Annotated in this window: 11 protein-coding genes; 5 read left to right on the top strand and 6 right to left on the bottom strand. The window is 70.9% G+C overall.

Annotated features, from left to right (window positions below; translation table 11 throughout):
• Positions 1-18 precede the first annotated feature (18 nt).
• From NR792_RS06410 to NR792_RS06425, 4 genes are all read right to left on the bottom strand, one after another.
• On the bottom strand, positions 19-3,249 hold the full coding sequence (locus NR792_RS06410; RefSeq protein WP_375759179.1) for a fused MFS/spermidine synthase: 3,231 nt from the start codon (positions 3,247-3,249) through the stop codon (positions 19-21).
• Positions 3,250-3,366: 117 nt separating this feature from the next.
• Positions 3,367-4,488, bottom strand: a complete 1,122-nt coding sequence (locus tag NR792_RS06415) for a hypothetical protein (protein ID WP_375759180.1) — start codon at positions 4,486-4,488, stop codon at positions 3,367-3,369.
• 3 nt (positions 4,489-4,491) lie between these two features.
• Positions 4,492-5,331, bottom strand: coding sequence for a hypothetical protein (locus NR792_RS06420; RefSeq protein ID WP_375759181.1), 840 nt, complete (start codon positions 5,329-5,331; stop codon positions 4,492-4,494).
• Positions 5,328-6,176: an ABC transporter ATP-binding protein gene (locus NR792_RS06425; protein ID WP_375759182.1), complete on the bottom strand. Its 849-nt coding sequence runs from the start codon at positions 6,174-6,176 to the stop codon at positions 5,328-5,330. Before NR792_RS06425 ends, NR792_RS06420 begins: the two co-directional genes overlap by 4 nt.
• 386 nt (positions 6,177-6,562) lie before the next feature.
• Here NR792_RS06425 and NR792_RS06430 point away from each other — a divergent pair, with 386 nt between their 5' ends.
• The 5 genes from NR792_RS06430 (at position 6,563) to NR792_RS06450 (ending at position 11,220) form a co-directional block, all read left to right on the top strand.
• Positions 6,563-6,772, top strand: a complete 210-nt coding sequence (locus NR792_RS06430; RefSeq protein WP_375759183.1) for a hypothetical protein — start codon at positions 6,563-6,565, stop codon at positions 6,770-6,772.
• Between the two features lie 63 nt (positions 6,773-6,835).
• Positions 6,836-7,804 carry a porphobilinogen synthase gene (gene hemB / locus NR792_RS06435; protein WP_120529206.1) on the top strand — a complete coding sequence of 323 codons (969 nt, stop codon included), beginning with the start codon at positions 6,836-6,838 and terminating at the stop codon, positions 7,802-7,804.
• Positions 7,805-8,021: 217 nt separating this feature from the next.
• On the top strand, positions 8,022-8,411 hold the full coding sequence (locus NR792_RS06440; RefSeq protein ID WP_375759184.1) for a hypothetical protein: 390 nt from the start codon (positions 8,022-8,024) through the stop codon (positions 8,409-8,411).
• Between the two features lie 23 nt (positions 8,412-8,434).
• Positions 8,435-9,052, top strand: a complete 618-nt coding sequence (locus NR792_RS06445; RefSeq protein WP_375761578.1) for an RDD family protein — start codon at positions 8,435-8,437, stop codon at positions 9,050-9,052.
• Entirely contained in the window at positions 9,037-11,220 is a 2,184-nt protein-coding gene (locus NR792_RS06450) for an ATP-grasp domain-containing protein (protein ID WP_375759185.1), read from the top strand. The genes NR792_RS06445 and NR792_RS06450 overlap by 16 nt, the downstream gene beginning before the upstream one ends.
• A 64-nt stretch (positions 11,221-11,284) precedes the next feature.
• On the opposite strand, the gene NR792_RS06455 is transcribed toward NR792_RS06450, so the two are convergent.
• Positions 11,285-12,565 carry a phosphatidylserine/phosphatidylglycerophosphate/cardiolipin synthase family protein gene (locus NR792_RS06455; protein ID WP_375759186.1) on the bottom strand — a complete coding sequence of 427 codons (1,281 nt, stop codon included), beginning with the start codon at positions 12,563-12,565 and terminating at the stop codon, positions 11,285-11,287.
• 75 nt (positions 12,566-12,640) lie between these two features.
• Entirely contained in the window at positions 12,641-14,071 is a 1,431-nt protein-coding gene (locus NR792_RS06460) for a carotenoid oxygenase family protein (protein WP_375759187.1), read from the bottom strand.
• Positions 14,072-14,174 lie beyond the last annotated feature (103 nt).

Consider the following 14,174-nt stretch of genomic DNA (forward strand, 5'->3'; position numbering starts at 1 on the left):
CCGGGCCGCGGACCGGACCTACTTCGTCTCCTCGGCCTGCGGCGGCGTCTGCTCCCGCGCCTCGTGCGTGGGGGCCTCCGCCGCTTCGACGTCTCCCAGGAAGGGCGTGGGCACCTGGGCCAGGAAGCGCTCCAGGTCCTCGCGCGCCACCTCCGCCCGGGGGTCGCCCCGTTGGGCATAACACTCGGCGCGCGCCAGCAGCAGGGCGCGGTTCCAGGGGACGTACGGCTCCAGGGGGGCGAGGCCCTCCGCGCACATCTGCATGCCTCCCGCCGCGACCGCGAGCTTCGCGCGGATCAACTTCCGATGGGCGGTGGCCACGCTGGCCGCGAAGGGCTGCTCGAGCGCCGTGTAGAACCGCCGGGCCAGCTCCGGTGAACGCGCGCCCAGCCGGAGCGAGGTGTCGAGGGCCGCCTCGATGAGCGGCCCCGCCGGCCAGGGATCCTCACGCAGCCGCGCGAACGCGCGCTCCAGGCTCGCGGCCGCCGCGGCGTCCTGCTGCTGGGCCGTCAGGTACAGGGCCTCCAGCATCTCCGCCTCCGTCGGGAGGCTCTCCCGCAGGGACCGCAAGGACGCGAGCGCCTCCGTGTGGCCGGTCATCACCAGGGCGCGCGCCAGCGTGTACTGCTCGCGCGGGCCGCGAGGCTCATGCTTGACGCGTTCCCACTGGGCCAGCACCGCGGCGTCCTGGCCCGCCAGCGCGGCGCTGACGAAGTCCCTGTAGACACGGACCTGCTCGGACATGGGGCCGGGGGCGTTGTACCCCAGCCACACGCGCAGCTCCTCCACGCGGTTCCAGTCCGGGGTGCCTCCCGTGAAGGACAGCCGGTCCGCCCCCAGCCGCCGCGCCGCGGCGCGCAGGTCCAGCGTGGAGAAGAAGGCGGTCCGGCCCAGGCTTCGCGCGAAGGCGAACTCCATGGAGGACAGGTCGTCCGTGTTGATCATCTCCGCGCCGTCCTCCGCCGCGCGCTTCGCCAGCGCCGGGGTCGCGACGAAGTGCGCCAGCACGCCCTCCATCTCATCCGTCCGCCACACGGAGCGCAGCGCGGAGCGGTAGGGCTCCTGGGCGATGCGGCGGCGCAGGGCGGGCAGGTCGTAGGTCTGCGGCTGCATGGAGGCGACGAGCAGCAGGTCGCCGCTCAGCGTCTGCCAGGTCTCCACCGCCGTGAACTCCGAGGACAGCGTGGCATAGGCGCTCTGCACGGTGAGGGCGTCCACCTCGTAGGCCTGGAGCCACTGCAGGAACAGGCCGCCTTCGGCCAGCCGCTGCTTCGCCGCCTGGTAGAACTCGCGGGTGAAGAGGCTGGAGATGCCAGCCCGGTACGGGTTGGACGGCTCGGAGAAGATGATGTCGTAGCGCTGGGGCGTGGTGAGCAGCACCTCGCGCGCGTCGCCGAAGGAGGTGTGCACCTTCGGGTTGTTCATCACGTCGGCGTTCACCGCGTGGCAGCGGCGCGCGACCTCCAGGATGGCGGGTTCAATCTCCACCACGTCCACGCGCTCCATGTCCGGCACCTTGCCCAGCCAGCCCGCGGTGCTGCCCGTGCCCAGGCCGATGACGAGCGACGTGCGCGGCGCCGGGTGCAGCAGCGCGCCGACGAGCCCCGACATGACCTGGGTGGGCGCGTCGCCAATGGAGTTGCCATCCACCTTGCCGTTGACGATGAAGCTGAGGCCGTCGTCATCCGCGAGCGCGACGCTGCTCTCCACGCCCTCGTGCTCCCAGACGACACCGGCGCGCCGGGCGTTCTCGAACCGGTCGATCTCCTGGGTGTCGGGCTCGTGCAGCCCCGAGCGGCCCGCGCCCACGCCCGAGTGGCGCCACACGGCCGTGGGGCCCTGCGCGGTGAGCAGCAGCACGGCGAGGACGGTGGCCATCACCGGCATCACCAGCGCGCCACGCTGGCGCTCCCGCTGGAAGGAGAGCACCGCGGCGCCCAGGCCCAGCGCGGCGAGGAGGCCCGCCACGGCCTGCCACGTCACCGGCGCGGTCAGCAGCGGAATCACCCCGAAGCCGCCCGCGAGCGACCCCACGATGGAGCCGCCCGTGTTCCACGCATACACCTGGCCCACCTGCTGGCCGGCGCCCTGCCGGCCCCGCCCGATGAGCGCGAGCAGCAGCGGGAACTGCACGCCGGACACGAACGCGGCGGGCAGCACCACGATGGAGGCGATGAACGTCCATCCCAGCGCCATGCCGCTCAGGCCCAGGCCGCCCAGCGGACGCAGCAGCGCGGCGAGGATGGCCAGCCGGTCCCCCAGCGCGAACGGCACGGCCATCAGCACGGCCTCCGCGGCGCAGGTGAGCGCGAAGCCCTGGAGCGTGGCGGCGCGGTGGCGGAAGAAGACGGTGTACGCGCTGCCGCCCAGCCCGATGCCCAGCAGCGCCAGGGCGAGGATGAGGCCGAAGGTGAAGGTGGTACCGCCGAGCAGCGGCCCCAGCATCCGGTACCAGACCAGCTCCATCAGCAGGAACGCGAAGCCCACCACCGCGGCGGCCACGAGCACGAAGCCCCGGGGCGGCAGGGCTCCCGCGTCCGCCACGGCGGCAGCGGCCACGGGCGCGGGCGCCGCGGGCTCGGCGGCGGGGGCCGGCGTGGCGGCCGCGGGCGTGGCCGGAGCGTCGGACTCCATGGAGCGGCTCACGGAGCGCGCGATGATGGCCACGAGCGCGTTGAGCAGGCACGCGGCCCAGAGCGTGGAGCGGTTGCCCATCACCTCCAGCAGGAGGAACGTGGACGCCGCCGCGCCCGTGACGGCGCCCAGGGTGTTGATGCCGTAGAGCAGGGCCAGGTCGCGGCGGTGCGGATCCGCGTCGGAGAGCACCGCGCGCGCGGCGGCCGGGAGCGTGCCGCCCATGAGCACCGTGGGCACCGCGAGCACCAGCAGCGACAGCACCAGCCGCACGACGGTGCCCAGGCCCAGGCCCATCACCGGCGTGCCGCCCAGGGCGATGTAGATGGCGCGCACCGCCTCCACGAGGAAGGGGCTCAGCGCGGCGCTCGCGGCGATGAGCAGCTCCAGGTTCGCGTAGAAGGCCAGCGGCCGCGCCTGCCGGTCCGCCCGCGCGCCCAGGAGCGCGCTGCCCAATCCCAGCCCCGCCATGAAGATGGCGAGCACCGCGGCTGACGCGGCGGTCGAGGCCCCGAAGATGAGGCGGAATTCCCGCAGCCACACCGTCTGGTAGACCAGTGCGCAAAGCCCCGAACCGAAGAGGAGGGGAGCCACCCTCCCGACGCGTGTGTTCATCAGACCCTCGAGGAGCCCGCGCCCGACCCGCCCGTGGTGGGTCGCGGCTCCCTGTCGGGCCGCAGTATCCCGTGAAGCCTGTCCTGTGGAAAACAGTGAAGCGAGGCCTGCCTGCTCTTACGGCGCCGGCTTGGCGAGCTCGGCGGCCTGGCGCTCCGTCCGGCACCAGGCGAGCTGCTCCTGGATGGTGGCCAGGGGGACCGCCAGCTCCAGCTTGAAGGACGAGCCGTCCGGCCGGACCTTGGCGAAGTCCAGCAGCTGCGCCAGGTCCTCCTTGCCCTCCGCCTGCGCCTTCATGCGCGCCATGGACAGCGCGCCGCCCAGGGACTTGCCCAGGTCCGTCATCTTCTCCGCGTCCAGGCCCGTCACGTTGGCCACCATGGCCACGTCGCCGCTGGTGTCCAGGTGCAGCTCCACGTTCTGGGCCACGTCCGTCAGTTGCTTCGCCAGCTCCGCCTGATCCGGCCCCAGCATCCGCGCCAGCTGCTCCACCGCGAGCACGCCGTACATCTCCCCGTAGGTGCTGTTCTCATCCAAGAGCGGCGGCCCGTCCTCCACGCCGCGCCCGTCCATCCTGTCCAGCACCGTCTTCACGGAGTCCGGCGACTTGCCGAACACCAGCATCTGGTTGTTCCAGGTGCCCACCGCGGTGTCCATCCGGCCGCGCTGCGTGCCGCCGTCCGGCAGGGTGAACGTCGTGTCCCCCGGCTCGTACACGCGCGCGCCCGGGCCGTGGTCGGACGCCACGCGCTCGCCCAAAAGCTCCTGGTACTTCGCCTTGCTGAAGTCGCCGGACAGGATGACGCCCTCGTCGGTGACGACCAGCCGGTCCAGGTCCTGGAGCGGATCCACGCCGCTCATCGCCTTGAACTGCTCCAGGTTCTTGCCGCCGTCGCGCAGCAGGCAGTCCATGAGCAGCTCGCCCACGGGCGAGTAGCGCAGCGCGTTCGCCTCGATGACCACCGCCGTGCGGCCCGGCCCCCGGGGCAGCGCCGCGAGCAGCGGGTCGCGCGGCTTCACGGGCGCGGCCACCCCCGCGTCCACCACCGCGGGCATCACCCAGGTGCGCCGCTTCTCAGCGCGCGCCAGGTCCTCACCCCGCATGCGCCTGGGGAAGGCCACGTCCTTCGCCTCGGCCGGCGGCGTGTCGCCCTGGCCCGTGAACATCAGGACCGCGCCCGCGGCGAACAACAGCAGCGCCCCCAAGAGCCACACCCTCCTGCGCCCGCGCGATTCCATGACTCAGCAGTCCTTTCCCTCGAAGTGCCAGAAGCCCACGGAGAGGGCTCCCAGTCCGAACACCAGCACGCCGCCCAGCAACATCCCCAGCGAGCCCTTCTCCAGCGGCGTGGAGCTGGCCAGGTCCGCCGCGCGCGACGCCAGCGCGGACAGCCGGGGCAGCACCAGCGTCACCGCGTCGAACGCCGTGCGGCCGAAGCCCGCCTCCAGGTAGCGCGACACGTCCGCGCGGAAGCCCGCGAGGATGCCGCCCACCAGCAGCACGAAGCCCGCCGCGGAGCACAGCGCCGCGCTGCGCACCAGCGTCGCCGTGGTGAGCATCACCGCGTACACCGCCGCGAACCCCACGCACGCCAGGCCCCCGGCGATGAGCGGCCCCAGCGTCCAGTATCCCGCCTTCACCCCGAAGATGAGCGTCAGCCCGCCCGCGGCGTACACCGTGCCGCCCAGCGCCAGCGTCATCACGCCCAGGAACGTGCCGGCCAGCAGGTGCCAGCGCTGGAGGGGCAGGGCGAGCAGGTGCTCGATGCGGCCGGGCGACAGGATCCCCGGCGCGAAGTCCGAGCACGCCACGATGCCGAAGAGGATGCCGCCGTAGAAGACGAGGTACGCCGCCGCGCGGTAGACGGGCCGCAGCGCCACGTCCACGGACATGATGTTCGAGCGCATCACCTCGCCGAACAGGCGCGTCGCCGCGAGCGCCCCGTCCACCACCTCCAGCTTGAGGCTGAGCGCCACGGTGGCCAGCACCAGCGTGAGCCCCACCATGAAGGCCAGGATGAACTTGCGCGACGCCGCCTCGCGCAGCACGTACCCCGCGATGACGAAGACGGGGCTCTTCATGCCGCCACCCCCGGCCCGCCCACGGCGCCCACGAGCACCGCCTCCAGGTCCGCGCCCTCGCGCTTGAGCTCCGTCAGGAGCGCGCCTCGCGACCGCGCCCTGTCCAGCGCCGCGTTGAGCACCGCCACGTCCGCCGCGTCCACCGTGTACACGCCTTCCTCCCGGCCACTCCCGGCCGGCACGAAGCCCTCGGACGCCAGCGCCGCCGCGTCCGCGCCGGGGGCGAAGCGCACGCGCCAGCGCGCCCCCGCCTTCGCCAGCTCCTCCAGCCGTCCCTCGCGCAGCACGCGCCCGTCCGCGAGGATGGCCACGCGGTCACACACGCGTTCGGTCTCCGCCAGCAGGTGCGAGTTGAGGAACAGCGTCACGCCCTTCTGGACCTCCTCCTGGAGGATGCGGCGCACCTCCAGCCGGCCCATGGGGTCGATGCCGTCCGTGGGCTCGTCCAGGACGAGCAGCGCGGGCTCACCCAGCAGCGCCGCCGCCAGCCCCAGCCGCTGCCGCATGCCCTTGGAGTAGCCACCGATGCGCCGGTCCACCGCGTCCGAGAGGCCCACGCGCTCCAGCAGCTTCGCGTGCGCGCCCGCGTCGGCCTTGAGCCCCTTGAGGCGCGCCACGGTGGCCAGGAACGCGGGGGACTTCCACGTGCCGGGCAGGTGCAGCCGCTCCGGCAGGTAGCCGATGCGCGCGCGGATGGCCGGATCCTCCGGGGACCCGCCCAGCACGCGCACCGTGCCCGCGCTGGGCCGCACGATGCCGAGCACGCTCTTGATGAAGGTCGTCTTGCCCGCGCCGTTGGGGCCAATCAGCCCGAACGCGCTGCCCGCCGGGACGTGGAGGTCCATGCCCCGGAGGGCTTCATGGCCGCCACGTCCGAAGGCTCGGCGATACGTTTTTCGCAGGCCCTGCACTTCAAGGGCGGGAGGTGGGGTCGTCACGGTCGTGACTGTAGACGACCCGGCGGGACGATGATTGCACCCGCATGGCACCTGGGGGAGGGACGGGCGGCCCTGCATGCGGGTTTCCCACCGCGTTCCCGCATTCGCGCCGCTGGGAAACGCCTTGCGCACTCGGAGCGCACGTGGCGCGGCGCGAAACCCCGTCATTCCCGGGCGTTGCGCTCCTGGGGGTTCCAACGGTGTCCCTGGTCCAGGCCCTGCAATGCCTGGGGAGCGACCCGCGGGACCTGAAAGCCAACCCCCCGCGGCCACACCACACAGGAGACATGGGCATGACGTGGGCAAACGGGACCGAGCAGCAGCTTCAGGACGCGCGCCGTGAGCTGGAGGCCGCGGAGCGGGAGCTGCACACCGGGACCGAGGCAGCGCGCGTGCGCTACGCCCGGGCGCTGTACGAGGCGGACCTGGCCGGGCGGCGGGCCGACCGCATGGCGCGCGATTCGCGCCGCCATCAGCTGACCTGGCGCCCCGTCGCCGGCTGAGCAGGCGGTTTGGGGACGCGGAAGGGGTGAAGCGCGGGGCCGGGCGGTTTATACCGGCGACCCATGGCCCACCCCGTCCACCGTCCCCGCAGGCTGCGCCGCTCCGCGGCCCTCCGTGACATGGTGAGAGAGACGCGCCTCTCGCCCACGGACTTCATCTACCCGCTGTTCGTCGTGGAAGGCCGGGACGTGCGCCGTCCCATCTCCTCCATGCCGGGCATCTTCAACCTCTCGTTGGAGCACGCGGTGAAGGAGGCGAAGCTCGCGAAGTCGCTGGGCGTGCCCTCCGTCATCCTCTTCGGCATCCCGGACCACAAGGACGCGCGCGGCACCCAGGCGTACGCGACGGACGGCATCGTCCAGCGCGCCATCCGGGAGATCAAGGCGGCGGAGCCGGACCTCCAGGTCATCGCGGACGTGTGCCTGTGCGAGTACACCGACCACGGCCACTGCGGCGTGCTGGACGGCAACCACGTGGCCAACGACGCCACGCTGCCCCTGCTGGCGCAGATGGCCGTCACCTGCGCGCAGGCGGGCGCGGACATCATCGCCCCGTCGGACATGATGGACGGCCGCATCGGCGCCATCCGCAAGGCGCTGGATGAGGTGAAGCACCAGGACACGCCCATCATGGCGTACTCGGCGAAGTACGCCTCCGGCTTCTACGGTCCGTTCCGGGAGGCCGCGCAGAGCACGCCGCAGTTCGGCGACCGCCGCGGCTACCAGATGGACCCCGGCAACGTGCGCGAGGCCATCCGCGAGACGGCGCTGGACGTGGACGAGGGCGCGGACTTCATCATGGTGAAGCCGGCGCTGTCGTACCTGGACGTCATCCGCGCGCTGCGCGAGAACTTCGACCTGCCGCTCGCCGCGTACAACGTCTCCGGCGAGTACGCGATGCTCAAGGCCGCCGGGCAGAACGGGTGGGTGGACTACGAGCGCGTGATGATGGAGGTCCTCACCTCCATCAAGCGGGCCGGGGCCGATCTGATCATCACCTACCACGCCCTGGAAGCGGCCAAGCTCCTCTAGGCGACACCCCGGGCGCCTGCTCGCGGCGGGAGGCTTGATCGCTTCCGCCGCTTGCGCCCAAATGGTCCCCACAACGATGCCCACCCAGAAGAAGCGGCCCGGACGCAGGACCGAGAAGCCTCCGCCCCGACGTGGCACCTCTCGGACGACCGCCCGGAAGGGGGCGTCCCAGCGCCCCGGCAAGGGCCGCGCTCCGGTGGTCCGTGAGCCCGGGCCGTTGCAGTACAAAGTGGTGGAGCTGTCCACGGTGGACGAGGGCGCGCTGGAGCGCACCCTGAACGAGTGGACGGCCAAGGGCTGGAACCTGGACGGCGTGCAGTTCGCGATGCGCGAGTCCTCCAAGCGCCCGGCCATGGCCTTCGTCTTCTTCACCCGCGAAGGCGAGGCCGCGCGGCACGACGAGGACGACGCGCGGCAGAAGCTGCTGCGCATGTCGGAAACGGGCAGCCCCACCGCGCAGCTGGCGGCGGAGCACGCCGGGGAGCACGCGCAGACGGTGGTGCCCTTCGTCCACCCGCTGTCCGCGCACGAGCGGCTGGCGAAGCTGGCCGGGCTGGACGAGCCGGAGCCCACCGAAGAGGGCCTCACGCTGGAGCCCGAGGAGTGAGCGCCGCCCCCGAACGCAGCCTCATGGCGACGGAGCGCGGCGCTCCCCGCGTGCTGCGGCTGGTGCAGGAGGACGCGGAGCCGGATTCTCCCTACCCGAAGGCGTCGCTGCTCCTGCGGCTGGGCGCGCGCGTGGTGGACTGCGCGGTGGCCTGGGGCCTGTACGTGGTGTGCGGCGCGGCGGGCGCGGTGGTGGCGCTGCTGTTCCTGCTGCTCGCGGACGGGATGCTCCAGGGGCAGAGCGTGGGCAAGCGCATCTTCGGCGTGAAGGTGATGCACCTGCCCACGCGCTCGGCCGCGCGGCACCGCGACAGCACGCTGCGCAACGCGCCGCTCGCGCTGGTGGTGCTGCTGGGGATGATGCCCGAGCCGCTTGGCGTGGTGGCCGCCCTGGCGGGCTTCGTGGTGATTGGCGGCGTGGAGGCCTGGCGCGTGCTGTGCGATCCGCTGGGCCTGCGGCTGGGGGACACCTGGGCGCAGACACAGGTGGTGGACGGGAAGGTTGTCGCGGGCGCGACGGTTGCAGCCCGCACGCCGGTGGCCGCGACGCGCGCCCCGGGTCGTTTGATGTCGGCGGCGAAGGTGCGCCGCGGCAAGGCATTCAGGAAAGGGAGACGGGGTAAGCCATGCGCATCGCGCTGACCTACAACCTGCGGCTTTCGGACTCGGAAGAAGAGGCGGAGTTCGACACGCAGGAGACGGTGAACACGCTGGCGGGAGCCATCGAGCGGCTGGGCCACCGCCTGGAGCGCTTCGAGGTGAGCGGCCCCGCGTCGCGCACCGTCGCCCGCCTGGAGGCGTACAGCCCGGACCTCATCTTCAACACGGCCGAAGGCCGCCGGGGCCGCTTCCGTGAGGCGTTCTACCCGGCGCTCTTCGACGAGCTGGGCTTCGCGTACACGGGCTCGGACGCGTACGCGCTGGCGCTCACGCTGGACAAGCAGCTGACGAAGCTGATCCTCTCCAAGCACGGCATCCGCACGCCGGGCTGGCAGTACGTGGAGAAGCTCAGCGAGCTGCAGCCGGAGAACCTGCGCTTCCCCGTCATCGTGAAGCCCAACTTCGAGGGCTCCTCCAAGGGCATCACCCAGGACTCCGTCGCGGAGACGCTGGAGCAGGTGCGCGAGAAGGTCGCGAAGGCGCTGGAGAAGTACCCGGCGGGCGTGCTGGTGGAGGAGTACATCAGCGGGCGCGACCTCACGGTGCCGTTCCTGGCCGCGGTGGACAACGACTTCGACGGCGTGCTCGCGCCGGTGGAGTACGTCATCGACCCGGAGGCGTCCCAGGGCCGCAAGTACGCCATCTACGACTACGAGCTGAAGACGCGCCGGGAGAAGTCCGTGTCCGTGCGCGCGCCCGCGAACATCCCGGCGAAGATGTCCGAGGACGTCCGCAAGATGGCGCAGAAGATCCTCCAGGTGCTGGACTGCCGCGACCTGGGCCGGCTGGACTTCCGTGTGTCCGACGCGGGCGTGCCGTACTTCCTGGAGATCAACGCGCTGCCCAGCCTGGAGCCGGGCGCGGGCATCTACGCCGCCGCGGAGCTGGAGGGGCTGCACCTGGACGGGGTCATCAACTCCATCATCCAGAGCGCGGGCAAGCGTCACAAGATCCGCGACAACAAGAGCCGCCAGGGCAGGCCCGCGCGCAAGTCCGGGCCGCTGCGCGTGGGCTTCAGCTTCAACGTGAAGCGCGTGAAGCCCAGCGCCACGGCGGAGACGGTGCAGGAGGACAGCGAGGCCGAGTACGACTCGCCCAACACCCTCCAGGCCATCCGCGAGGCCATCGCGTCGTGGGGTCACGAGGTCATCGACCTGGAGGCCACGGCGGAGCTGCCCACGGTGCTCTCCAGCACGCCGCTGGACGTCGTCTTCAACATCGCGGAGGGGTTCAAGGGCCGCAACCGCGAGAGCCAGGTGCCCGCGATGCTGGAGCTCCTGGACATCCCGTACACGGGCTCTGATCCGGCGACGCTGTCGCTCGCGCTGGACAAGGCGCTGGCGAAGAAGATCGTCCGTCAGGCGGGCATCCTCACGCCCAACTTCCAGCTGATGGTCACGGGCAAGGAGCGCCTCAACAAGGAGTTCACCACCTTCCCGCTCATCGTGAAGCCGGTGGCGGAGGGCAGCTCCAAGGGCGTCGTCACCAAGAGCGTCTGCTACTCGGAGGCGGAGCTGCGCGACGTGGTGAAGGAGATCGCCGGCAAGTACCAGCAGCCCGCACTGATTGAAGAGTACATCGGCGGCCGCGAGTTCACGGTGGGCCTCCTGGGCGAGCGGCGTCCGCGCGTGCTGCCGCCCATGGAGATCGTCTTCCTGGACAAGGCGGAGAAGAACCCGGTCTACAGCTTCCAGCACAAGCTGGATTGGACGGACCGCATCCGCTACGACGCGCCCGCGAAGATCGAGCCCGCGCTCCTGGAGAAGCTGCGCACGGCGGCGCGCAACTCGTTCATGGCGCTGGGGTGCCGCGACGTGGCGCGCATCGACTTCCGCATGGACGACAAGGGGCGCATCTACTTCATCGAGTGCAACCCGCTGCCCGGCCTCACGCCCGGCTGGAGCGACCTGGTGCTGATTGCCCAGGGCGCGGGCATGGACTACCGGACGCTGATCGGGGAGATCATGGCCCCCGCGATCCGCCGCTACAAGGAGCGCGAGGCGCGCCGGGCCCAGACGGAGCACCCGTCCGGCACCCACACGCCGCCGCTCAATAAAGTCGTGCAGCGGATTGAGGAGCAGACCGCGCAGGCCAATGCCTCGGCACCCGCGGAGAACACGCCCGCGCCGCGTCCGGAGCTCAAGTCCTGAGCTGGCGCTGAAGCGCGAGCAGGGAAGGGGACGGTGCCGCGAAAGGCGCCGTCCCCGTTTCATTTCAGCCGTCGCTGAGAGCCTGCGCCCAGCCCTTCTCGAAGTTGTCGTGGTACGCCTGCCACAGCGTGTCCGAGTAGAACTTCACCAGGTTCTCGTCGTTGTAGCGCAGCGAGTTCTTGGACAGGTTGTGCGAGCCCGTCAGCACCATCTTGCGCACCGTCCCGTTGAAGTTCCCCGAGTAGACGAAGTGCTTGCTGTGCGTGAGGACCTCGCGCGGCGTGCCGTCGCTCGTCTTCACGTTGTTGGCGGAGGCGTCGTAGAGCTGGCGGATCGTGATGTTCGTCGCGCCGCTCAGCTTCGTTTTGATGCCCGCGTCCATGTCCGTGTAGAGCACGCGCACCCGGCAGCCCAGCTTGCCAATGCGCACCAGCTCCGTGGCCACGATGGCGCGGCTGTCGTTGAAGTGGTTCTGGTTCACGTCCAGCGTGCAGCCCGACACGGCCGTCTTGATGTAGTCCGTGAAGTTGTTCGTCACGGTGTCGCTGGACAGCTCGTTGTCGTTGCCCGTGCGCGGGAAGAAGTACGCGGTCCACGGCGCGTTGGGGGAGCTGTAGTACCCCTGGCCCGTGGAAGGGTTGTAGTAGTCCGTCGTCTTCGTGCCGGCGCGCAGGTCGTTGTGGTAGCCGACCCAGTAGTCGTACCAGTCCCAGTCCTCGTAGCTGACGACCATGTCGTTCCAGTAGTTGTTCTGGGAGTAGGTGTTGTTCCACGACCCCTGCACCACCACGCGCTGGATGCGGTTGCCCTGCGGATCCGTGGTGGTGGAGAAGGTGAAGATCTTGTCGTGCATGATGGTGCCCGACCGGTCGAAGCCCGCGATGCACGCGCTGCCCGCGCCCGTGCCGTTGCACCGCGTGAGCTCCAGCCTCAAGCCGTCCGGGCACGTCGCCGCCGGGGGCACGTAGCTGCTCAGGTCATGGATGACGCCGCCGGAGGCGAACTCCGACGCGGCGCCGCCGTTCTGCTCGTCCACCACCAGCCGCACGATGACGCCCCGGCACAGCGCTGACTTGATGGCCGCGTTCAGGTGGTCCGTCGTCCACAGGAACATCGCGATGCGGATGTACGAACCCTTGGGGCTGTTCTCGATGAGCCGGGCAATCTCATCCTTGATGCGGTAGTCGCGCGTGCCCGTGTTGTCCGGCTGGTTGAAGACGACGTAGAGCCCCGGCACGTTCGTCGCGCCCTGGGCCTGCGCCGCCAGGTTCGGATCCGTCTGCGCCTCGGGCTGACATCCGAACAGCGTCGTCACCAGTCCTGCCACCGCCAGCAACCGTCTCATGACCTGCCTCCGTTTCTCCGCCTCCAACCATTTAAGCCGAAATGGTATGGAAAGCGGAGAAAGCGGGAGTCAGTGTCATTTCGCGGGCGCGAAGCCGCCGTGGAAGGTGGGGGGCAGGGCGTGGTCGAAGTGGCAGCGCGCCACGGGGCCGTCCTCCATCCGGCGCGCGTCCAGCACGGCGACGTGGGACGCGTCCGCCTTCTCGTCGTAGACCTGGGTGAGCACCCAGCCGTCGTCCTCGGCGGTGGCGCCGGGGCGGGGGACGAAGATGGGCTCGGAGGGGTAGGTGCCCTCGCCCAGGTCCGCGGTCGTCAGGCGGCCCGTGGCCAGGTCCATGCGCGCCACGCCGTTGAAGAGGCCTCGCCGGGCCTCGTTGCTCCGGTGCACGCCCAGGTAGAGCGTCTCGTGCGCGCGGCCCACGACGCCGGGGGCCACGCGGGGGAACTCGCAGCTGACGTCCAGCCGCTGCTCGGTGCGGAAGGTGCCCGCCTTCACGTCCACCACCGCCCGGTGCAGCATGCCCTGCGCGTCCGAGGACGTCGTGCCGCGCACCAGCTCCCCCAGCCACTGGTTCGTCGTGAAGTCGGGGTAGCGCACGTAGTCCACCACCACCGTGTCGCCCTCCTCGTACGCGTTGGCGAAGTGCCACGTGTAGAAGGCGTCCGTGGGGATGCGCACCGGGTGCTCCACGTCGTCAATGGGCACCACCAGCACGTCCGTGCCCGCCTCTGGCTTCCACCGCAGGTTCTCCGAGTACGAGCCCACCTGCAGCAGCGCGCGGAAGAGGTTGAGGCGCAGCGGTGAGAGGAAGAAGACGAGGTAGCGGTCCGTGGCGATGAAGTCGTGCACCATCGTCGCGCCCGGCAGCTTCACCGAACCCAGCCGCTGGGCCTTGCCGCCGTCCGGCAGGACGAAGATGTCCGCCAGCGTGAACCGGCCGTAGCGGATGCCGAAGTTGTAGGACGCCTTGCGCGACGGCACGCGGTGCGGGTGCGCGGAGAACGTCTCCACCACCGTGCCGTCGAGGTCCGTCTCGCCCAGCGTGGACAGGTCCTCCGGGGACACCTCCACCGGCACGCTGCCCTCGAAGAGCGCGTACAGCTTGCCGTTCCACGCCATCACGGACGTGTTCGCGGAGTTCTTGCGTGCCTGGCGCAGTTTGTGGAGCAGCGGCGTGGGCGTGCCGTAGCCGCCGTAGCGCTGCGAGGACGCCTTGCGCTCCGCCACCATGGTGGGCGAGTCCAACAGCCGCGACGCGCCCTTCACCCCGTCCGCGCCAAAGCGCACGCCCAGCATCCCGCCGTCCCCGTCGAACCAGTGCTGGTACGGCCGGCCGTGCACGTCGAACGTCCACGGCCCCACCCGGTAGAGCGAGCCCCGCAGCCCCTCGGGCACCTGGCCCTCCACCCGCAGCGGCTCGAAGCCGTGCTGGCGGGGAAGCGTGCGGAACGCCCGCAGCCAGCCCGGCGCGGCGGAGGACATCGTCTGCTTCATCGCGGTCGTCATGACGGCTCCCTTTCCAGTGCAACGTCCGGGCGCGAGAGGACCCCGCGCCGCCCATCGTGTAGACACTGTAAACATCGTATGTTGCCGTTGTCAACATGGATGT

Source organism: Corallococcus exercitus (genome assembly GCF_042231735.1).
Taxonomy (GTDB): Bacteria; Myxococcota; Myxococcia; order Myxococcales; family Myxococcaceae; genus Corallococcus; species Corallococcus exercitus_B.